At 62.0% G+C, this 19,954-nt stretch carries 16 protein-coding genes, 1 tRNA gene and 1 pseudogene; 9 read left to right on the forward strand and 9 right to left on the reverse strand.

Going from position 1 to position 19,954, the window contains the following annotated elements; all coding sequences use genetic code 11:
- The first annotated feature begins 361 nt into the window (after positions 1–361).
- The 5 genes from Q2941_RS08610 to ftsH all read left to right on the forward strand — a co-directional run bounded on the left by Q2941_RS08610 (position 362) and on the right by ftsH (position 5,206).
- Complete coding sequence (locus Q2941_RS08610) at positions 362–895, forward strand: terminase small subunit (protein WP_458192196.1); 534 nt, start codon at positions 362–364, stop codon at positions 893–895.
- A 904-nt stretch (positions 896–1,799) separates the two neighbouring features.
- Entirely contained in the window at positions 1,800–2,249 is a 450-nt protein-coding gene (locus Q2941_RS08615) for an Hsp20 family protein (RefSeq protein ID WP_458192197.1), read from the forward strand.
- Positions 2,250–2,355: 106 nt separating this feature from the next.
- Positions 2,356–2,844, forward strand: a complete 489-nt coding sequence (locus Q2941_RS08620; protein WP_458192198.1) for an Hsp20/alpha crystallin family protein — start codon at positions 2,356–2,358, stop codon at positions 2,842–2,844.
- A gap of 63 nt (positions 2,845–2,907) precedes the next feature.
- Entirely contained in the window at positions 2,908–3,342 is a 435-nt protein-coding gene (locus Q2941_RS08625) for an NADH dehydrogenase ubiquinone Fe-S protein 4 (RefSeq protein ID WP_458192199.1), read from the forward strand.
- Positions 3,343–3,364: 22 nt separating this feature from the next.
- Positions 3,365–5,206, forward strand: coding sequence for an ATP-dependent zinc metalloprotease FtsH (ftsH, locus tag Q2941_RS08630; protein ID WP_458192200.1), 1,842 nt, complete (start codon positions 3,365–3,367; stop codon positions 5,204–5,206).
- 2 nt (positions 5,207–5,208) lie between these two features.
- Here the strand turns inward: ftsH and Q2941_RS08635 are convergent.
- The 3 genes and pseudogenes from Q2941_RS08635 to Q2941_RS08645 all read right to left on the reverse strand — a co-directional run.
- Positions 5,209–5,364 (reverse strand): annotated as a pseudogene (locus Q2941_RS08635) (dihydrodipicolinate synthase family protein); the annotation flags it as partial.
- A gap of 343 nt (positions 5,365–5,707) precedes the next feature.
- On the reverse strand, positions 5,708–6,220 hold the full coding sequence (locus tag Q2941_RS08640) for a phosphate-starvation-inducible PsiE family protein (protein WP_458192201.1): 513 nt from the start codon (positions 6,218–6,220) through the stop codon (positions 5,708–5,710).
- Positions 6,221–6,776: 556 nt separating this feature from the next.
- Positions 6,777–9,515 (reverse strand): ATP-dependent Clp protease ATP-binding subunit, encoded by a 2,739-nt coding sequence (locus Q2941_RS08645; RefSeq protein WP_458192202.1) that lies wholly within the window; start codon positions 9,513–9,515, stop codon positions 6,777–6,779.
- A 693-nt stretch (positions 9,516–10,208) separates the two neighbouring features.
- Between Q2941_RS08645 and Q2941_RS08650 the strand changes: the two genes are divergently transcribed.
- Positions 10,209–10,499 (forward strand): hypothetical protein, encoded by a 291-nt coding sequence (locus Q2941_RS08650; RefSeq protein WP_458192203.1) that lies wholly within the window; start codon positions 10,209–10,211, stop codon positions 10,497–10,499.
- Between the two features lie 799 nt (positions 10,500–11,298).
- On the opposite strand, the gene Q2941_RS08655 is transcribed toward Q2941_RS08650, so the two are convergent.
- Positions 11,299–11,544, reverse strand: a complete 246-nt coding sequence (locus Q2941_RS08655) for a conjugal transfer protein TraD (RefSeq protein WP_458192204.1) — start codon at positions 11,542–11,544, stop codon at positions 11,299–11,301.
- A 1-nt stretch (position 11,545) separates the two neighbouring features.
- On the reverse strand, positions 11,546–11,872 hold the full coding sequence (locus Q2941_RS08660) for a conjugal transfer protein TraD (RefSeq protein WP_458192205.1): 327 nt from the start codon (positions 11,870–11,872) through the stop codon (positions 11,546–11,548).
- A 170-nt stretch (positions 11,873–12,042) separates the two neighbouring features.
- On the opposite strand from Q2941_RS08660, the gene traA reads away from it, so the two are divergent.
- Positions 12,043–14,994, forward strand: coding sequence for a Ti-type conjugative transfer relaxase TraA (gene traA / locus Q2941_RS08665; RefSeq protein ID WP_458192206.1), 2,952 nt, complete (start codon positions 12,043–12,045; stop codon positions 14,992–14,994).
- 128 nt (positions 14,995–15,122) lie between these two features.
- Complete coding sequence (locus Q2941_RS08670) at positions 15,123–15,338, forward strand: helix-turn-helix transcriptional regulator (RefSeq protein WP_458192207.1); 216 nt, start codon at positions 15,123–15,125, stop codon at positions 15,336–15,338.
- A 446-nt stretch (positions 15,339–15,784) separates the two neighbouring features.
- Here Q2941_RS08670 and Q2941_RS08675 read toward each other — a convergent pair whose 3' ends face one another.
- From Q2941_RS08675 to Q2941_RS08685, 3 genes are all read right to left on the reverse strand, one after another.
- Positions 15,785–16,030 carry a helix-turn-helix domain-containing protein gene (locus Q2941_RS08675; RefSeq protein WP_458192208.1) on the reverse strand — a complete coding sequence of 82 codons (246 nt, stop codon included), beginning with the start codon at positions 16,028–16,030 and terminating at the stop codon, positions 15,785–15,787.
- A 191-nt stretch (positions 16,031–16,221) separates the two neighbouring features.
- Positions 16,222–17,445 (reverse strand): tyrosine-type recombinase/integrase, encoded by a 1,224-nt coding sequence (locus Q2941_RS08680; RefSeq protein ID WP_458192209.1) that lies wholly within the window; start codon positions 17,443–17,445, stop codon positions 16,222–16,224.
- A 164-nt stretch (positions 17,446–17,609) separates the two neighbouring features.
- Positions 17,610–17,699 (reverse strand) — tRNA-Ser (locus tag Q2941_RS08685).
- Positions 17,700–17,899: 200 nt separating this feature from the next.
- On the opposite strand from Q2941_RS08685, the gene Q2941_RS08690 reads away from it, so the two are divergent.
- Positions 17,900–18,238: a hypothetical protein gene (locus Q2941_RS08690; RefSeq protein WP_458192210.1), complete on the forward strand. Its 339-nt coding sequence runs from the start codon at positions 17,900–17,902 to the stop codon at positions 18,236–18,238.
- 180 nt (positions 18,239–18,418) lie between these two features.
- Here the strand turns inward: Q2941_RS08690 and Q2941_RS08695 are convergent, their stop codons facing one another.
- Positions 18,419–19,882 carry a trehalose-6-phosphate synthase gene (locus tag Q2941_RS08695; protein WP_458192211.1) on the reverse strand — a complete coding sequence of 488 codons (1,464 nt, stop codon included), beginning with the start codon at positions 19,880–19,882 and terminating at the stop codon, positions 18,419–18,421.
- Positions 19,883–19,954 lie beyond the last annotated feature (72 nt).

A 19,954-nucleotide genomic window follows, 5' to 3' on the forward strand; every position in this document is an offset into this window, starting at 1 on the left:
CTCGGCGAGTCCTTCTTCTGTCCCACTCGCGCTCGCGTCGTCAGCGGGTGCTTTCGAGTTTTTGTGTAACGCGCGTGATCACCCGATCATCCGTGCTCAACCCAGTACCGTAATGGCTGCCGTCAATGTAATGTGAGAAGGATTCCCTGGCAATCAAATCCCTGAGCGATCGTATTCGCCGCCTGGGTGCGGGCGATCAAAACTCTACATCGGTTCGCCCGGCGACCGCACAAAGTTCGAAATACAAAAAGCCCGCTTGTCCGGTGTTGGTGCTGGACCCGACCTCGTGTCTCACGAGGAACGGGAGGACATGGATCAGATGATTTCGTGATAAGGGTGGATAAGGACAACGAGACGCCCGATGCCCATACTGTCGAAACCGAAGCACGAAATTATCGCCAACGCGCTTGCTTCAGGGAGGAGCCAAGCGGAGGCCTACCAGGCGGCCGGTTACGTCTATAAACCAGCGAATGCGAGTAGGCTCTGCAGGAATCCATCCATCGAAGCACGAGTTCGAGAGATCATAAGCGAGCGCGCCAACAGCGAGGCCAAGGCACGAGAAATCGGAATAACGCGAGCTGCTCTTACGGACGAGTGGATCATTGTCCGGCTGAAGCATGTAATTGATTTGTCGATCCGCGGGCTCCCCGTATGTGACCGGAGTGGCGATCCGACCGGGACCTTTAAGCCCAATTTGGATGCTGCCATAAGTGGGTTGAAGCTGGCCGCGAAGATTGCGGGACTTCTTGTACACCGACATGAGATTGACCAGTCCGGAGAATTCGCGCGAATGACGGATGCAGAGCTGAATCAAGCGTTGTCCGAACAGTTCAAAGCGCTCGGTCTGTCCGAGCGTTCATTGGTGGAGATTCGGGCATCTGTTTTTGCTGAATGATCGGCACCATCTAAGGGCGTGCGGCGGTTTAGTTGGAGTGTGACGCACGTCCGTCGCCTACCATTGAAAGCAGAAGTGCTGGGCGACGGACCCGCGACATTATGGCAGCCTCATAGAGCATTTTGTGGTGGTGCTCCGCTAGTGTGGGCCGGCCGCATTGGAATGAGCGACGTGCGAGGCTGCCATAGGCCCTAGAACCTGGATCGGGACGAAGCGATCGGCAGGGCCTGAGGAAACAGCCAGTGTTATGAGAGGAAACAGCTAGGCTAGTTGGGCTCCAGCATCACGGATTGCGCGTTGCTCGGCGAGCATCGAGCAGCGTCGTTATGTGTGCCGCTCTATTCGATGTCGTGTAGTGTGGATGTTCGACGCGGTCACCGTCAGCAGCGCAGCCGCAACCAACGTCAGCGCCAGCAGGAGGCGGCGGCGGTTCATGGGCGCTCGCTTGTTGGCCCGCCTCCGTTGAGCGGGCAGGCGTTCAAGCGGCGCTTGCCGCTCCTCGGATCGGCGGTGCGGGCTGTCGGCTATGGCGGCTCCGGCCATGAAGACGGTGGATCGCTTGCCGGGAATGTCTGTTCAAGGGCGAGATCGAGGTCTTCGCGCATGGGGGCGCCTCGCGGTGGCCTTGGCTGCGCAAAAAACGCAAAAAAAGCGGCAATGGATGGAAGGTTTCCGATCCACGGGATCAAATACTGCGTTGGCGCCGGGTTTCCTTTCCTTACCCAACGCGCAGCGTGGATTTAGGTCCGCGCAATACACTTAACCCCCTTGAAACCAAATCCGATCTTTCTAATTCATCTCTCGCCACGGTGACGTGGTGTCGGATGCCATACGGGTCCGGCCAACGCCAACGGGAACTTCCCGATGGTACTTGTATCCATGTTGCTCAAAGGAGGATGTGGCTATGAGAAGCTATGATCTAAATCCGCTCTGGCGCTCGACCGTCGGGTTCGACCGCCGTTTCGACCTGGTCAACGGCGCGATGAACGACAGCGATAGCTATCCGCTGTATGACATCAAGGGCACCGGCGAGGACAGTTACGAAATCTCGCTGGCACTGGCCGGCTTCGCTCCTGATGAGATCACCGTCACCGCCGAGCGGAACATGCTCACGGTGGAAGGCCGCAAGGCCGACAAGGTTGATCACGACTATCTTTATCAGGGCATCTCGCTGCGGCCGTTCCGCCGCGTGTTCAACCTGGCCGAATTCGTCCAGGTGAAGGATGCGCATTTCGAGAACGGCATGCTCAGGATCGTCCTGGTGCGGGAGCTGCCGGAAGCGATGAAACCGCGTCGCATCGCGATCGACGTTGCCGGCAACGACAACCGGAAGATCGAGAAGAGCGCGGCCTGACGACTGGCTCGTCAAGCTGCGGCAGCGCAGCCGTCGGCCGATGCCGCGCGCGGCTTGGCGTGCCTTGGGAATGGAACAGTCAAGAAGAAATGAAAGGAGTATGACAATGGCACTTCGCGATCTCATGCCGTGGAACAACGGCTCTCGTGAGTTGGGCTCCTACCGCGGTGAGGGCAACCCTTTCCTGTCACTGCACCGCGAAATGAACCGGCTCTTCGATGACGCATTTCGGTCCTTCGATGTCGCCCCGTTCGGATCGGCTCACGCAATGGGCTGGCCGAATGTCGAGGTGAGCGAGACCGACAAGGAAGTCAAGGTGACGGCCGAGCTTCCCGGTCTCGAGCAGAAGGACGTCGTGGTCGAACTCGCCAACGGCATGCTGACCATCAGCGGCGAGAAGAAGAGCGAGACCGAAGACAAGGAGCGTCGCTTCAGCGAACGCTATTACGGGCGTTTCGAGCGGCGCATCCCTGTCGACGAAATCGAGACTGACAAGGTTGACGCGTCGTTCCACAACGGCGTTCTGACGGTCAAGCTTCCGAAGTCGCCGACAGCAAAGGAAAAAGTGAAGAAGATTGCGATCAAGAGCAACTAAGGCTGGTTGGGCGGGAGCAGCCCGCTGCTCCCGCCCGCCGCCTTTTACCCGACGGAGGCTCCGATGAACGTGCTTCATTCAGCCTTTCTGAACTCAACCTCGCTGTCGCATGACGCGGCCCGGCCCGTCACCCGATCGATTTTTCCCCGCGACGCGCACGCGCTGATCTACCGACCGGCTCGTTCGCCGATGACCTCGGCCCCTTTGCGCCGGCAGGAGTGGAAGCTGCGATTCGAGCGCCGCTCGCCGCTGCGGATCGAACCCCTGATGGGCTGGACCGAGGATGACGATCCCCTGGCGCAGGTCGAACTCTCGTTTCCGTCGGCGAAATCGGCGATCGCCTACGCCCGCCGGCAGGGCCTGTCCTATACCGTGCTGGGATCACCCGGGCGGAATCCAGAACTTCGGGCGATCCCACACGATCCTGCCAAGCGCCCCATCGACACAGCCGCGCATCGCGAGGCAACCACGCCGCCTCGATCGCGAGAGGCGGCGTGAATGTTGGCCGGAGTGTTTTGAGATGACCAGCAAAACCCGCTTCAACATCGGCTACACGATCGCCGCCCTGCTCGGCATTCTCCTGATCCAGTACATCGTCGCCACGGCAAGCCAGGTGGCGCCGATCCCCTACAGCCAGTTCAAGCAGCTGCTGCGCGAGAGCAAGATTGAAAGCGTCGGCGTCTCCGATCGCTTCCTGCAAGGCACGCTGAAGGAGCCGCTACCAGGCGGTCAGAAGCAATTCGTCACCACGCGGGTCGACCCAGAATTCGCCGGCGAACTCGAAAAGTACGGCGTCCGATTCACCGGCCAGCTCGAGAGCACGTTCCTGCGCGATTTGCTGTCCTGGGTGATGCCCGTGCTCCTGTTCTTCGGGCTGTGGTGGTACATCGGCACGCGCGTCGCCGAGGGTCAGGGGCTTGGCGGCGGGTTGATGGCGATCGGCAAGAGCAAGGCCAAGATCTATGTCGAGTCAGATACGGGCGTGACCTTCGCCGACGTTGCCGGCGTCGATGAGGCGAAGGACGAACTGCGCGAAATCGTCGACTTCCTCAAGAGTCCAAAGGAGTATGGCCGGCTTGGCGGACGGATGCCGAAGGGCGTGCTGCTGGTGGGACCGCCAGGAACCGGCAAGACCCTGCTGGCCAAGGCCGTCGCCGGCCAGGCCAAGGTTCCGTTCTTCTCGATCTCCGGGTCGGAATTCGTCGAGATGTTCGTGGGCGTAGGCGCGGCAAGGGTGCGCGACCTGTTTCAGCAGGCACGCGAAAAAGCCCCCGCCATCATCTTCATCGACGAACTCGACGCGCTTGGCCGCGCGCGCGGCATAGGCCCCTTCGCCGGCGGACACGACGAGAAGGAGCAGACGCTCAATCAACTGCTAGTCGAACTCGACGGCTTCGACTCGCGCTCCGGCCTCGTCATTCTCGCGGCCACGAACCGGCCGGAAATCCTGGATCCCGCGCTGTTGCGCGCCGGCCGCTTCGACCGTCAGGTGCTGGTCGACCGACCCGACAAGAAGGGGCGCATCGAAATCCTCAAGGTGCACATGAAGAAGGTGCAGCTGGCCCCGGACGTCGATGCCGAAGCGGTCGCATCTCTGACGCCCGGGTTTACCGGAGCCGACCTTGCCAACCTCGTCAACGAAGCGGCGCTGCTGGCGACCCGACGCGGCGCCGAGGCGGTCGCAATGACCGATTTCAGCAACGCGGTGGAACGCATCGTCGCGGGACTGGAAAAGCGCAACCGCCTGCTCAATGCCAGGGAGCGTGAGATCGTGGCCCATCACGAGATGGGGCATGCGCTGGTGGCGCTGTCACTGCCGGGCGTCGATCCCGTGCACAAGGTGTCGATCATTCCGCGCGGCGTCGGCGCGCTCGGCTACACCATCCAGCGCCCGATCGAGGACCGTTTCCTGATGACCAAAGAGGAGCTGGAGAACAAGATGGCGGTGCTGCTTGGCGGCCGCGCGGCCGAATTGATCGTATTCGGCCATCTCTCGACCGGTGCCGCAGACGACCTCCGCCGCGTCACTGACATCGCGCGCAGCATGGTAACGCGCTACGGCATGTCGGAAAAGCTCGGCAGCGTCGCCTATGATCACGAGCCCGGCAGCTTGCTGGCCAGCGCCGACCGGGCCTATCCCGTGCGCGAGCGCGACTATGCGGAAGCGACCGCGGCAGCCGTCGACCAAGAGGTGCGTGCGATCGTTGAGCGAGTGTTCCAACGCACCCAGGGCATCCTGAACGCGCGGCGCGCGATTCTCGATCGGGCCGCGAAGAAGCTACTCGAGAAGGAGACGCTTGAGCAGAGCGATCTCGATTCGCTGATCCGCGAAACGCCGAAGGAGACCTTGCGGGCAGTGTGAGCCTAGTCCGCGTCGCGCAGCACGGCTTCGACCACCTTGCGCTGCTCTGGCGTCAGCGGCGCCTGCGGCGGCACGGGATCGCCAACGTCATGGCCCTGGATAGAAAGGTCCGTCTTGATGCAGGCGGCCAGGTTGAATCGCGCGAAGGCTTCATTGAAGGGCGTCGCCTTCTGGCAAAGGCCCATAAGTCAGAGCTCTTGCTTCCGCATCAACCGCTCGGCGCGGATCACCCCGTCACGACGACAACGCTAGCCAGGATGGCAAGCGCACGCCCCTACCCGGCTCCCGCATCTGCCGGACCGAACTCTAACAACAATGGACAAGGTCGCCCTTCTCCCTCCGATCTTGATGGACGTGCCCCTCTGGGCTTCGCCCAACACGGGATAATCTCATCTCGATCGTGACGCAAACGGCGGGCGTCGGAGAGGCTGGGGGTCGTCTTGCAGATGGCTGCCCGATACGACCAAGCTTGTAGCTTCCCTTCGCCCAGATGCTCCTCCATTAGCCTTGCGCGCGTGGAGGCAAAGGGGGATTGCGTTCTCGCTGATAAATATCTTCGCGTCTGTCCTGATCTCGGACAAGCCAATAGACGCCACCGAGTGCCAGAATCGATACAGCAAGAGCAAAGAGCTGCGTCGCATCAGTGCTCGCGAGATCGATAATAATCATTTTTCGGACGATGGCCAGAAGAGCAATGAGAATGACGGTGCGGACTTGCACAACACCCTCGCGTCGTTCCGCCACGACCAATAGCGATCGCTTGAATTCCAGGGCAATGATGACCGTGAGGATCGTTCCGAATATCGCCTGGAAAATCGCATAGTCGGTCGGATCGAACGAACTCGCCAACAGGATGCTGGTCAGAATCTTCAGCGTCAAATTCCACACCGCAAACACGACGACAATGGCGATCAGCCCCGTCAGCACGAGGATCACGAGGTGCTCAAACCTCTGATAAAATGTCATCAATGTCCATTCCGCACGCGCGGCAGCGAACACCTCTCTCAGCGACATTGGGTGCCTCCTCTCCCTTCATGCTCCAAGACGACGAGTGACGACTCGGCGCCGGCCCATCATCTTGAGCATCTCCCTTGGCATCTTCCTATCGACGGGGAGCCAGGGTCCTTGGCCATCTTCGGAACCCGTGCGGCTTGCTTCACTTGCGCGGTCGCTTTGCGTCCGAGATCAGCCAGAATCGGTGTCCGGTCGTCGATCTCCGCGATCGGCTCTTGCTTAACAACCTTGAAGCGAGACTGCGAGACTGAGGGTACTCGCACGGGGATCGGCATGTGGCTGCGCTGCCGCGCAAGAGCGGGCTGACCTCCGCCCTTCAGCGAACGATCACGCCGGTCCAGGCCGGAGGATCGCTCGCCGGAAGGGATTCGATGCTCGCCTCTTCGACCGAATCAAGCGTCGGGATCTCTTTCTGTTCCGTCCGCCGATCGTCCCCTCGCCTGGTCTCGTCATCCTCGCGAGCGGGTTGGTCGGTGCGTTCGAGATCGGCTCGTCTCCGAGATCCCAACTGAACGTCCATAGGTCGTTCCCTTCCAAGCTCTGGGCACGCTGTCGCTCAAGCGGCCGCCTTGCCCCGCTCCGACGTCGCACGTCGCTCCAGCACAACCGCCTGCCGAATACCGTCCCACCGTGCCAGGACCGTGTCACCCTCGTGCACATCGTTGGCGAGCAGCGCACGGGCCAGCTCGGTTTCCAGTTCGGAGCGGATTAGCCGACGCAATTCGCGGGCGCCATACTCCGGTCGGAAGCCCGCGGCGGCAACGTGCTCGATCAGCGAGTCATCGATCTCAAGCGTGACGCCCTGCCCGTGCGCGGTCCGCTTCACGCGCTCAAGCTGCAGATCGACGATGCTGCGGATCTGTTCGCGATCGAGCGCATGGAAGACAATGATCTCGTCGATGCGGTTGAGGAACTCCGGCCGGAAATGCCCGCGCAAGATATCCATCAGCTCGCGCCGCAGCTTCGCCTGGTCGTCCGCGTCCCTCTCTCCCATGCGCAGCTGCCGCTGGATGATCTCGGCACCGAGATTGCTCGTCGCGATGATGATCGTATTGGTGAAGTCGACGACGCGGCCTTTGCCATCGGTCAGCCGGCCATCATCGAATACCTGCAAGAGAGCATTGTAGACATCCGGATGGGCCTTCTCGATTTCGTCGAGAAGCACCACGCTGTAGGGCCGCCGGCGCACGCGTTCGGTGAGCTGCCCGCCTTCCTCATAGCCCACATAGCCCGGCGGAGCGCCAATCAGCCGGGCGACGGTGTGCCGCTCCATGTATTCCGACATGTCGAGCCGCACGATGGCATCCTCGTCGCCATACACCGCCTCCGCCAGTGCCTTGGCGAGTTCGGTCTTGCCGACACCCGTCGGACCCAGGAACAGGAAGGTGGCGATCGGCCGGCGACCCTCGCGCAAGCCTGCGCGGGCGAGCCGCACGGCGTCGCTCACGGCTTTGACCGCCTCGTCCTGGCCGATCACACGCTGGTGCAGCCGCTCCTCGAGCTTGACCAGTCGCTCGCGTTCCTCGGTTGTCAGCTCGCTGACAGGAATGCCGGTGAGCTTGGAGACCACCTGCGCGATATGCTCGCTGCGCACCTCGGCGGTTCCGGAGCCCCGGCTGCGGCGCCAACGCTCGTTCGCCTGCTGCAATTCATTGCTCTTGGCCTCGTGCTGTCTCTGAATCTCGGCGGCGCGGTCGAACTGCTTGCGCGAGGTGGCGTAGTCCTGCTCACGCTTGAGCTGCCGCGTTTCCGCCTCCAGTTCCTGTACGTCGACCGGCCGCGCGGTCGCGGAGATCTTCACCCGTGCGGCGGACTGGTCGATCAGATCGATCGCCTTGTCGGGCAAGAAACGGCCGGTGACGTAGCGATCCGAGAGTTCCGCGGCCGCGATGATCGCTTCGTCCGTGATAGTCACCTTGTGATGCGCCTCCAGCGTGTCGCGCAGGCCGCGCAGGATCATGATGGTCTGCGCAACACTTGGTTCCGGGACAAAGATGGGCTGGAACCGGCGTTCCAGTGCGGCATCCTTCTCAACATGCTTCTGATATTCGTTCAACGTGGTGGCGCCAATGAGATTGAGCTCGCCCCGCGCAAGCGCCGGCTTGAACACATTGGCGACATCGAGCCCGCCTTCGCCGCCACCCTGGCCGGCCCCGACTATGGTGTGAATCTCGTCGATGAACAGGATCTGCTGGTCCTGACGCTCCGTCACCTCCTTGAGCACCTGCTGAACGCGTTCCTCGAATTCGCCGCGGTATTTCGAGCCCGCCACCAGGGAATTGATGCTCAGTTCCACAAGACGCTTGTCTCGCAGCGACTCCGGCACTTCTCCCGCAACGATGCGCTGTGCCAGCCCCTCGACGATTGCCGTTTTCCCGACGCCGGGCTCGCCGATCAGCACGGGGTTGTTCTTCTTGCGCCGCGCGAGCACCTCGATTGTGGTCTCGATCTCGTGGGCGCGCCCGATCACGGGGTCGAGCTTTCCTTCACGCGCGAGCTTCGTCAGATCGCGGGAGTATTTGTCGAGGGTCGGCGTATTGGTGGGCGTTTCGACCTGACCTGTCTCGGCTCCACGCCCGACTACCTTGACGATTTGCTGCCTGATCGCCTGCGGCGTGAGCCCGTAGCGGCGCAGCACTTCGCCGGCAATGCCTTCCTCCTCCTCGGCGAGGCCGATCAGGAAGTGCTCGGGGCCGACATAGGAATGGCCGAGATCGTGGGAGGCGTTGAAAGCGTGACCGAGAACGCTCTTCAGGCGCGGCGTGACACCGATTTCGGCGCTTTCGTCTGGCTTGGTGTCGCCGCGCGGCGCGTCCAGTTCGACCTGTCGGCGCAGTTCGTCGACGGAGATATTGAATTGGCCGAGCACCGTGCGGACGACGTCGCTCTCGCTGAGTGCCAAAAGCAGATGTTCAGTGTCAACCTCCCGCCGTCCGAAGTCGACGGCGCGGCGCGCCGCCACCTGCAACAGCTCCTTGGCGTGTTCGCTCAGGCGCTCCTCTGCATCGCCGGTCCGACGCCCGCGGCTCGATCCGATCGGGATGGACTGGCCGGTCGGCCCCGCTCGATCGCCGAACGGGGTCCCGCCAAAGAAGTCATCGCCGAAGAAGTCGTCGAGCAGGCTCCCGCGTCCCCCGAACAACGACTCCAAGCGAGAGCTCGGACGCTGCTGCCGCGCCAAGCGGCGATAGTCGATCTCGCACAGGTCGAGTGTCTGGCTTTGCCCGTCGCCGGTCGTTACCCGGGCGCGCACACTTGCCGGACGGACACCGCAGATATCACACAGCTTAGCCATGGTGCGCTTCCTTTGAATAGTGCGGGTCTATTCGGAACGAGGACAACATAGGCAGGTGCGAAATGTACCGCCAAGCTACCTTTGCGAGTCCTGGTCGGTTAACCCCGTTTCTCTTAGTTCAAAGAAAAAAGACGCTCGTTTGGGTCTTAAGCCTCAGCAGGATTGAAATGATCCGCTGGTCCCGCTGCGCGGAGGGCCTTAGCCGTTGCCGAATGTTAAAGCCGGACTTTTGCACGCAACGCGCAGCACAGGCAGAGGTTCCAAGGCTGAGATTTCGTTAACCGCTGTCTCGCATCCCGTCGCAGCAATCCAATTCACGCCAGCGGGCTCCGGCCGCTAGCCTTCTGCCGTACAGCTTGCTGAAGTGGCTGACAATTCGCCCGCAGCCTGGAAGCGTTCCCTCGCGTAAAAGAGGCGTTCCCGCCTCTCCAAGGGCCATTTCCGCCGACGGCTCATGTCTGCCGAGCTTGCCGGGGCACTGTCGCGATGTCTCGCGACGTCGCCCGCCGGCGAAAAATTCAGGCGGATAGCATCCGCGCAGTAGCAGTTGCTGACGGCCCAGGGCCATCCGGTTGTTTCACCGGTAATGCGATATCGTGTACGCGAAGTCATCATGTAGCCCACTCCTCCTATCCATCGCATCGGGATCGTTCATCCGAGAACGACTCAACACGACAGCGATAGGAGAATGATATGTCCAAACGACTTGGTCTCAGCGTCGTCGCCGCCTCGTTTCTGTTCGGCTCAGCGCCCGGCGTCGCCGGCGGAAGTACGACGATCGCCGTCCATAGCCTCGCAACCAGCTCGTCCGGCCATGATGACGTTTCGGCAAGATTGGCCAGCGTGGGCCGGGCTCCCGTCGGTCACCGGCAGCCGCGGCCAAGCGACGTTCCCGAGACCACGGATTTGTCCCCTCTTGATCTGGATCTGCGCCGGTTGGACGAAGAGATCGATCGCAAGCTGATCATCTGCCGCGGCTGTTGAGCCGCAAGAATTGCCAATCGTTGTCGGGGGGCGAGCGGTGGTTCGTCGTTCGCCCCGATCCTGACACAAGGAGACCTAGGACGAACATTCGCATATCAAGACGCACTGTCTCTCCCTCTCAACATTGGCGACCAGCGCCATCGCGCTTGCCGTCCAGCCCGCCGCCACATTCGCCAAGCCCTCGATTGTCGCCCGGAAGAGCATGAGCTGGTCTGATGCACGAGCGCAGGGTGATGGCTACGCCTTCGATCCAGCGCCGCGCCACGGGTCAGCCGCCGCCGTGCCATGGAGCGAAGATCAAGGCAATTGCGAGGCGGCAAGGGTATGCTGAAGGCGCCGCTCTGCCGGTGCTACCGAGTGTTTGGGGCCATCGACGAAATCTCATGGCTCCCGCGTGAAGAAGCGACTTCGGTTCAATGTTGGTTGCCGGCAACTCCCTGACCCTGTCCGATTTGCTCGTATCAGGCATTTCCCATCGCGGATCTCTCGCTGCTGATACGGGAAGCTGCCAACTAGGTGGAGGTAAGTTGACGGGTGTGGCGGAGGCGCGCGGATTCAATGATCGAGGGCGTAAACCATATTTCGCACAAGGCTTCGATAGTGAAACCGACCACGACCGGCTGGGATCCCGAGCACATCGCGCGCGCCTGGGTCGTGCTGATGAAGCGGCTCGGCTACCGGAAGTTCGTGGCGCGTCGCGTGCCGAAACAACACAAACGCAGAAGGCCAGCGAAGCCGAGCTCTGGTGGTCCTTCGGAGGCAAGAAATCCGCGGAGCCGCACGACACAATGCCCGCGCATCAACGATCTGTGCGTATCTGCGTTGCCGGATCTATCTCGAACGCCTGCTTTCCCTTTGCGGCCCAGAGCGTGCGGGCCTGTTCGCGCTGATCGCCCTTGAGTTTCTCGGCGATCCAGATTAGCGCGCCGAGGATCGTGGTGCGATCATCGCCAGTAAGGTTGACGAGTCCGGCTTTCACGACAAGGCCGCCGAGTTCGATCAGGCGCCGCGTCCGCTTGCGGCGCTCGACCTGCCATGTGCGCATGTCATGTCGCGCCCTTGCGGCCCGATGGCGGTTGCGCGCCGCCCGGTTGCGCCGGAGCGCCGTCCGTGTCGCGGTCAGTTGCCGGTGCAGATCGCCGCGGCCGACTTTGAAAGAACGCGGCCCCGCGCCTGGCCCATGCCTCCCTCTTTCCGGCCTCTTTTGTCTCGGCCAGCACGATCAGCGCACCCGCCAGTTCATTGGCGCTGAGTGTGTCAGCCCCCGTGGCGATGACCAGTTCGCCGAGCTGCTGCACCTTGCGGGTTTTCAGCCCGCGCGCCTTGTCGTCGAGCGCCTTCAGTTCCGCGTCAAAGTCCCTTGGCTTGCGCATCCTATCCTCCAAAGCTGTCTATGCGCGATGATAGTTGAGGAGCCCGCAGAATGCTGTAAGGCAGCCGGGACGGTCTGGGACGGGATAGTCCCGCCCGAGAATTTTTCGAGGGAGGGCGCGCTTATACGTCGTTCCGACGTGCGCTTTGACGTGCCTATGCTTGGATCGTGATGGCGATCTATCATCTTCACGTCAAGGTCATTGGCCGCAAGTCCGGCTCCAGCGCGTTGGCGTCAGCCGCCTACCGCTCCGCCTCGCGGCTGCGCGACGAGCGGCTCGGCCGAGGCCACGACTTTTCGACCAAACGCGGCGTCATCCATTCCGAGGTGATGCTGCCGGAAAATGCGCCGGAGGCATGGGGTGACCGCGAACGGCTCTGGAACGATGTCGAAGCCTTCGAGATCAGGAAGGACGCGCAGCTTGCCCGCGAGGTCGAATTCGCCATCCCGCGCGAGATGACCCAGGCTCAGGGGATCGAACTCGCCCGCGACTTCGTTCGGGGCGAATTCGTGGATCGGGGCATGATCGCCGATCTCAATGTGCATTGGGACATGGCCGAAGACGGCATGCCCAAACCCCATGCCCATGTCATGCTGACCATGCGCGCAGTGGACGAGAACGGTTTTGGCCGGAAGGTGCGGGAGTGGAACCGCACGGAGATGGTGGAGCGCTGGCGCGAACGCTGGGCCGACGTTGCCAATGAGCGTCTGGCCGAACTCGACATCGACGCGCGCATCGACCATCGGAGCCTCGAAGCACAGGGCATCGCGTTTGAGCCGCAAAGCCAGATCGGCGCGCCGGCGAAGCGTATCGAAGGCGAAGGGATCGAGGCCGCCGACCGCGCCGAGATACACCGCGAGATCGCCCGCGGTAATGGCGCGCGGATCATCGCAGATCCCGATCTGGCATTGGATGCGATCACGCATCAGCAATCGACCTTCACGCGCCGCGACATGGCGAAGTTCGCGCATCGTCACAGTGATGGGCTCGACCAGTTCAACGAGGTGATGGGCGCGATGCGCGGCGCGCCTGATCTGATCGAACTCGGCAAGGACGCTCGCGGCGAGGATCGGTTCACCACCCGCGAGATGATCGAGGCGGAACAGCGCCTGCATCGTGCCACGGAACTGATGGCGGAACGGGAGCACCACGAGGTGCGTGACGCGGACCGCGCAGCCGCTTTGGCGCGTGCGGAAGCGCGAGGCCTTGCCCTGTCGGGCGAGCAGGCCGACGCGCTCGCGCATATCACGGATGGGTGCGATCTTGGGACCGTAGTCGGCCATGCCGGGACCGGCAAGAGCGTGATGCTGGGCGTAGCGCGGGAGGCCTGGGAAGCGGCAGGCTACGAGGTCCGAGGCGTGGCGCTTTCCGGCATCGCGGCGGAAAACCTCGAAAGCGGATCCGGCATTGCGTCGCGCACCATTGCCAGCATAGAGCATGGCTGGCAACAGGGCCGCGACCTGCTCACGGCCCGCGATGTTCTTGTCATCGACGAGGCGGGCATGGTCGGCACGCGCCAGTTGGAGCGGGTGCTGTCCCATGCGGCAGAGGCGGGAGCCAAGGTGGTGCTGGTCGGCGATATCAAGCAGTTCCAATCCATCGAGGCAGGCGCGGCCTTCCGTTCGATCCACGAACGACACGGCGGTGCGAAAATCGGCGAGGTGCGCCGTCAGCGGGAAGACTGGCAGCGCGACGCCACGCGGAATCTCGCCAATGGCAAAACCGGCAATGCGCTGGAAGCCTATCGCTCCCACGGCATGGTGCATGAGGCCCAAGCACGCGAGCAGGCGCGCGGCGATCTGATCGAGCGCTGGGATCGCGACCGGCGGGCATCACCGGATAAGAGCCGCATCATCCTCACCCACACCAATGACGAAGTCCGCGCACTCAACGAGGCAGCGCGCGAGCGGATGCGGGCCGCAGGCGATCTGGGGGATGACGTGCGCCTGACCGTTGAACGTGGCGCGAGAAATTTTGCCTGCGGGGACCGCGTCATGTTCCTGCAGAACGAACGGGGCCGTGGCGTGAAGAACGGCACGCTCGGGACTATCGAGCACGTCAGCGCGCAATCCATGACCGTGCAGATCGACGATGGTCGCTCCGTGCGCTTCGACCTCGAGGATTACAACCGGATCGACCATGGCTATGCAGCGACGATCCACAAGGCGCAGGGCATGACGGTGGACCACACTCATGTGCTGGCGACGCCCGGCATGGACGCCCATGGCAGCTATGTCGCCCTGTCGCGGCATCGTGACGGCGTGGACCTGCATTATGGCCGCGACGATTTCGTCAGTCAGGACCGGCTTGTCCGCACCCTGTCGCGCGATCGCGCCAAGGACATGGCCTCGGACTACGAACGCGCCGATCCCGCTCAGAGCTATGCCGAACGACGTGGGATCACCTTCCGCGAGCGCGTGGCCGAGATCGTGCGCAGGGTCGTGCCCGAGAAGGTGCGCAACATGTTCGATGGCCTGCGCCCGTCTGCCGAAGCTGTGCCGGGCACGGAAAGCGCGCCGAGGCCGCAACGCGAAGCGCCGGAAAGGAAGGTGGTGGAAGACCCGGAAGGGGCGTTGCGTAAGGCCCGCACGAAGGCTCTCATCCGTCATGCCCGAGCCGTGAATGCGATCTTCGATATGCAAGAGCGGGGCGGCAAGGCCAGCCCGGATCAGGTGAAGGAATTGCAGGAGGCCCGCAAGGTCTTCGAGGAGGTGCGGCCCTATGGCTCGCACGACGCCGAAGCTGCCTACACGAAGAACCCGGAACTTGTCCACGAGGCGGCTGGCGGCCAGGTCAACCGCGCCATCCGCGCTCTCCAGCTCGAAACCGAACTGCGCACCGATCCGAGCCGCCGCGCCGACCGCTTCGTGGAACGCTGGCAGAAGCTGGATCACACCAGCCAGCGCCAGTATCAGGCCGGCGACATGTCCGGCTACAAGGCGACGCGCTCGGCGATGGGCGACATGGCGCAAAGCCTCGAACGCGATCCGCAACTGGAATCCATCCTCGCCAACCGCAAGAAAGATCTCGGTATCGCGTTCGAATCAGTTCGCCGACTCGGCCAGGAACTGGCTTTCACTCACGGCCTCGACATCGGCAGAGGCCGGGGCATCGGAATTTGATCCATCCATCTGGTGCCGTCCCTACGCCACGCTACGACGGGTCGAACAACCCTCTTGCCCGCCTGCAACTGTTTGTCCCGTCTGGTCGCAGAAGCCGTCAGAAACAGGCAGCAGGAGGCAGCGCGGCTATGCGCGAACCAGAACGTATCATCCGCCTCAGAACCGTTCTTGCCCGGACCGGGCTGTCCCGGTCCACCATCTACCGCAAGATCGCTGAGGGCACGTTCCCGCCGCAGATCAGGATCAGCGTCAACGGGAGCGGCTGGCATGAGTCCGACATCAACCGCTGGATTGCTGATCCCGTCGCATGGCGACCGAAGCGCGAGTTCGATGCGGTCCGATAAGGCAGGCGGTCGCTTGCTGCCGACGACAGTGAACCGGACCGGCGTCAGGCCGTAAAGGCTGGCGCTATCGCGCCCCCGCTTCGCGGCTTCGGCCTTGACAGCCCGACGCCGCCCCGGTTTGGGCTCTCCAAGCAGACAAAGGCGGATTGGGAGCGGTCACGCTTCCAATCCGGAATGGCGAAAAATTTCCCCAGACCAAACCGCAGACTAAACGCAAATTTTAGTCTGGGGGCGGTCTTGGACCGTTCTGAAAAAACGATTAAATGTGAAGAAGATAGATGGCGCGCCCGGAACGATTCGAACGTTCGACCCTCAGATTCGTAGTCTAACTGGGGCAGCGGCTGCTCGTCTGCAGCTGCGCTCATCGTGAACCGTCAGGGGTCGCCCCATCCGATACGCTGGCCGAACGGCTCGCAGCCGCCGAGCCAAGCGTCGCGCTCAGGACATTATTGCTTGTTTCGACGGGATGCAGCTCGGCCGCGCCGAACCGCTTCTGCTGCCAATCGGCGCTCGATATAGTCGTTTATCGATTTGACCGTGATGCGTCGCGACTTGCCTTCGGTATAACTCTCCAACTCGCCCGTGTTGATAAGTTCGTACAGCTTTTTACGCGAGACCTGGATTGCCCTCATCGCCTGATTCGGCGACGCTACGAGCGGGGATTCCAGCGCGATGAGCATGGCGCGAGACATACGAAGCATCCTGTTATTCCCTGATGTTTCGCAACATGCCAGACCGGGTTTTCGGCGCAAAGCACTCAGGGGACCATGCGCATTTTCGGATGTCCGGTCGTGCGATTTCGTATTTTGCCCGGTTTAGAGAGTGTATCAACGCCCGAGAATTGGTTCCGTTTGAACTAACGTTGAGAGCTGTCCAAGATCGATCAACCCACTTCGCCAAAGTGGATGACGTTTGATCCTGCGAGGAACTGCGCCCAATCCTTCACGAGGACCCGTCGCTTCTCGAGCTTTTGCCCGCGCTGATAGGCTGCTGTAGTCTCGGACTTGTACTTGTGCGCAAGCGCTGCCTCGCGGACGCCGTCGGGATAGTCCGTGCACTCCTCTGCCCATGTTGCAAACGTCGAGCGGAAGCCGTGCACCGTGACGTGACTGTAGCCGAGGCGATCCAGTACGGCGAGCATCGCATTCTCTGAGAACGTTCCACCGTCAGGGTTCGCGAAGATCAGTTCGCCCTGGCTACCATCGCGCATCTTGTCGAGGGTCGCGAGTGCAGGTTCCGAAAGTGGTACGACATGGTCCTGGTTCATCTTCATGCGATCGCCGGGGATCTTCCAAATCGATGATGGTCGGTCGATCTCGGACCAGCGGGCGTCTACCACTTCGTTGGTACGGCAGGCCGTGAGGATCAGAAAGCGGAGCATCAAAGCCGCGATGCCGCTTGCTGCGGACAGGTCAATCATGAACTGCGGTGCTTCGGCGTGGGGCAGCGCGGGATGATGCTGAACGACGCGTTTCGGCCGCCTTGGAAGCTTCTCGCGCAGTTGTTTGGTGAGTTCAGCAGGATTCCGAAAATCGCTGTCGTCAACATCGACATTCTTCGCAATGATCGTTTCGATCCGTCCGCGCACACGATTAGCTGTCTCTCGCTTCTCAACCCAGATTGGCCGGAGCAATTCATAGATGTGGCTGGGCTTGATCTCCGGGATGGTGAGTTTTCCAATCGTCGGGTAAGCGTAGCGTTTGAGCGACGACGGCCATTGAGCACGATGCTTCTTGCTCCAGTTTGGCCAGCGCTCCCGAATGTAGATTTCGGCGCACTGCTCGAAGGTAGGCAGAGTGACCTTGATCTCTACGGCTTTCGCTTCCTCGCGCGCCGCTCGCTTCTCTTGCACGATGTCGACACCGGCTGTGCCGCGATCCCCCCTCACTCGGAGCCGCGCCGCATCCCGAGCTAGGCGCGCACCTTTCAGTGATACGTCCTTGACCGACCCCAGGCCGAGCCAGCGTTGCTTGCCGTCCTTCCAGTACCGATAGTTCCAATTCTTCGACGTGGCGCTCGCGACGATCAGGTAGAGACCGTCACCGTCAGGGTATTTGCCGGGCCGAATTTCGCGTTCGACGTCGAGCGACTTGAGCTTGCCAGGCATGTGTTCTCCGTCGCCAAATCCGTCCTCCGAACCCACGGCCAAAACCTACGGTTCGCGCGGTGACTACGGGTAACATCGCGGGACTAGCCGCAACACCGGTTATCGCGCTACTCGTTGTTTTTGCTGTCGATTCGAACAATCGGATACTGAGGAGAACAGTGTAGTGGCGGAGAGAGTGGGATTCGAACCCACGGTACGGTTTCCCGCACACACGCTTTCCAAGCGTGCGCCTTAAGCCACTCGGCCATCTCTCCGGAGCGCCTTCTCTTGAAGGGGCGCCGCTGATTTTGCAAGGGACTGTGAGCCGATCGACTGAAAAATCCCTAAGATATTGTATTTAAAAAGGAATATTTGCGGCCCTTGGGCGCATCATGAGGACCCCGGGGCTGAACCGGAGGGGGCTCTGGCGCGACGATTCACGGAAGCCTGCTTCAGACACATCAGAAGGGACACCATGACCTGCTTCCGAGCCATCGCCGCCCTTGGTTTTATATCCGCTCTCTCGATGATCTCAGCCCCGGCGCTAGCACAGATGTGCACGCGCCAGGGCGTCGACGTCACCTGCGATGACGGCCGGCGCGGGGTACTGGCGGGCGATGCCATCATCTGGCCGGACGGCACGCGCTCGAGCGCCTCGCCGCATCCGAGCGTGATCATCGGCAACAAATCATCTGTCCATGTCGGCCAGGGCGTGTTCGTCGGCCAGGGCAAAGGCATGGTACCGATGGACGATCCCAACGCGCCCAACAAGCGACAGTGTGCGATCCTGGACGGCGTGTCGTATTGTTATTGAGGTGCGTCTTCCCTTGGCGCGAAGCGCCGGATGAGGGTTGCATCCGCAAGCTCGAGCGACAATGGATTCGCGGAGAGAGACCCCTCACCCGGCTTCGCTTCGCGAAGCCACCCTCTCTCCCGCAAGGGGAGAGGGTGATCGAGATCGCGGCGCTGATATCAAGACAACTTGGAGCGCTAGCTACATCAACCGCACACCTGAAATCGCCGACCTCAGCCAGCGCAGCGCCTGCGGGGATTGGGCGGTCAATGGCGCAACAGTGGACTTCTCGGTCCGGCTCCGCTCCAGCTCCGCGACGAAGTCGGCGGACCATTGCTGGATGGTGTGCCCGCGCAGCTTCTTCATCATCGCCTCCCAGCGCATCTTGCGCTCGGTGAGCGGCATCGAGGCCGCGATCGAGATCGCGCGCGCCATGCCGTCGATGTCGTGCGGATTGACCAGCAGCGCGGTGTCGAGCTCGTTGGCGGCGCCTGCGAATTTCGACAGCACCAGCACGCCGGGATCGGCCGGATTTTGCGCGGCGACATATTCCTTGGCAACCAGGTTCATGCCGTCATGCAGCGGCGTCACCACGCCGACCTGCGCGGTACGATAGAGGCCCGCGAGCACCGCCTGGCTAAACCCCTTGTTGAGATAGCGGATCGGTGTCCAGTCGACCTCGCCATGGCGGCCGTTGACGTCGGTCACGAGACGCGCGACCTCGTTCTGGAGATTGCCATAGGCCTCGATGCCACCGCGCGAGGGGTTTGCGATCTGAAGCAGCGAGATGCTGCGCGAAAATTGCGGCTGCTCGGTCCACAGCCGATCGAACGCGCTGATGCGATTGACCAGGCCCTTGGAATAGTCGAGCCGGTCGACACCGATGGCGAGCTTCTCGCCGTTGAGGCTGCGGCGCAGCCGCGACACGTCGGGATGCGAGATCGACTTCGCGGCATATTGCGCGAATTTTTCTGCATCGATGCCGATCGGAAACACCTGGCACCGCGTGCGGCCATGCTTGGAGCTGACGATGCCGTCGTCGACCGTCAGTCCGAGTTCGTGACCGACATAGGTGAGAAAATTCCGGCAATCCTCCCCGGTCTGGAAGCCGATGAGATCATAGGCGAGCATCGCCTCGATCAGCTCGCGATGATGCGGCACGCCCTGCATCACCGCGGGCACCGGCCACGGCGTGTGCAGGAAGAAGCCGACGGGATCCTCGACGCCGAGCTCGCGCAGCTCCGCACCGAGCGCGAGGAAATGATAATCCTGCACCCAGAATGCGGTGCGCTCTTTGCGGAAACGCAGCAGCGCGCGCGCCATGAAGGCGTTGACCTCGCGATAGCTGAGATAGTCGCCTTGCGAGACGCGAATGAGATCGCTGCGCGAATGCAGCGCCGGCCACAACGCCGAATTGGCAAAGCCCTCGTAATAGCCGCCGTAATGCGCCGCCGGCAGATCCAGCGTCGCCAGCGCACCGGTGCCGAGCGCCTCGACCTCGGCGAAGGGTTCCTTCTGATGACCATCGCGCACCCGGCCTGAGGAACCCACCCAGATCGCTCCCGAATGTTCCACCACGGGAAGCAGAGCGGCAGCGAGGCCGCCCGTCATGGGTTCGTTGGCTTTACCGCGCGCGACGCGATTCGATACGACGACGAGATTCACAGGGTCGTCCCCTCCTGTTATTCCGCCTCGTTTAACTGGCGTTCATCAATATGGTTCCTGTTCATGGTTTCA

The sequence above is a fragment of the Bradyrhizobium sp. UFLA05-153 genome, from assembly GCF_054185185.1.

What these genes read in the sequence shown, in the direction of transcription:
- Q2941_RS08655 (WP_458192204.1), bottom strand. Translation starts at nt 11,544, where the DNA reads ATGCGCACATGGCAGGTCGAGCGCCGCAAGCGGACGCGGCGCCTGATC.
- Q2941_RS08625 (WP_458192199.1), top strand. Translation starts at nt 2,908, where the DNA reads ATGAACGTGCTTCATTCAGCCTTTCTGAACTCAACCTCGCTGTCGCAT.
- Q2941_RS08615 (WP_458192197.1), top strand. Translation starts at nt 1,800, where the DNA reads ATGAGAAGCTATGATCTAAATCCGCTCTGGCGCTCGACCGTCGGGTTC.
- Q2941_RS08660 (WP_458192205.1), bottom strand. Translation starts at nt 11,872, where the DNA reads ATGCGCAAGCCAAGGGACTTTGACGCGGAACTGAAGGCGCTCGACGAC.
- Q2941_RS08690 (WP_458192210.1), top strand. Translation starts at nt 17,900, where the DNA reads ATGACCTGCTTCCGAGCCATCGCCGCCCTTGGTTTTATATCCGCTCTC.
- Q2941_RS08680 (WP_458192209.1), bottom strand. Translation starts at nt 17,445, where the DNA reads ATGCCTGGCAAGCTCAAGTCGCTCGACGTCGAACGCGAAATTCGGCCC.
- Q2941_RS08670 (WP_458192207.1), top strand. Translation starts at nt 15,123, where the DNA reads ATGCGCGAACCAGAACGTATCATCCGCCTCAGAACCGTTCTTGCCCGG.
- Q2941_RS08620 (WP_458192198.1), top strand. Translation starts at nt 2,356, where the DNA reads ATGGCACTTCGCGATCTCATGCCGTGGAACAACGGCTCTCGTGAGTTG.
- Q2941_RS08640 (WP_458192201.1), bottom strand. Translation starts at nt 6,220, where the DNA reads ATGTCGCTGAGAGAGGTGTTCGCTGCCGCGCGTGCGGAATGGACATTG.
- Q2941_RS08610 (WP_458192196.1), top strand. Translation starts at nt 362, where the DNA reads ATGCCCATACTGTCGAAACCGAAGCACGAAATTATCGCCAACGCGCTT.
- Q2941_RS08650 (WP_458192203.1), top strand. Translation starts at nt 10,209, where the DNA reads ATGTCCAAACGACTTGGTCTCAGCGTCGTCGCCGCCTCGTTTCTGTTC.
- ftsH (WP_458192200.1), top strand. Translation starts at nt 3,365, where the DNA reads ATGACCAGCAAAACCCGCTTCAACATCGGCTACACGATCGCCGCCCTG.
- Q2941_RS08675 (WP_458192208.1), bottom strand. Translation starts at nt 16,030, where the DNA reads ATGTCTCGCGCCATGCTCATCGCGCTGGAATCCCCGCTCGTAGCGTCG.
- Q2941_RS08645 (WP_458192202.1), bottom strand. Translation starts at nt 9,515, where the DNA reads ATGGCTAAGCTGTGTGATATCTGCGGTGTCCGTCCGGCAAGTGTGCGC.
- traA (WP_458192206.1), top strand. Translation starts at nt 12,043, where the DNA reads ATGGCGATCTATCATCTTCACGTCAAGGTCATTGGCCGCAAGTCCGGC.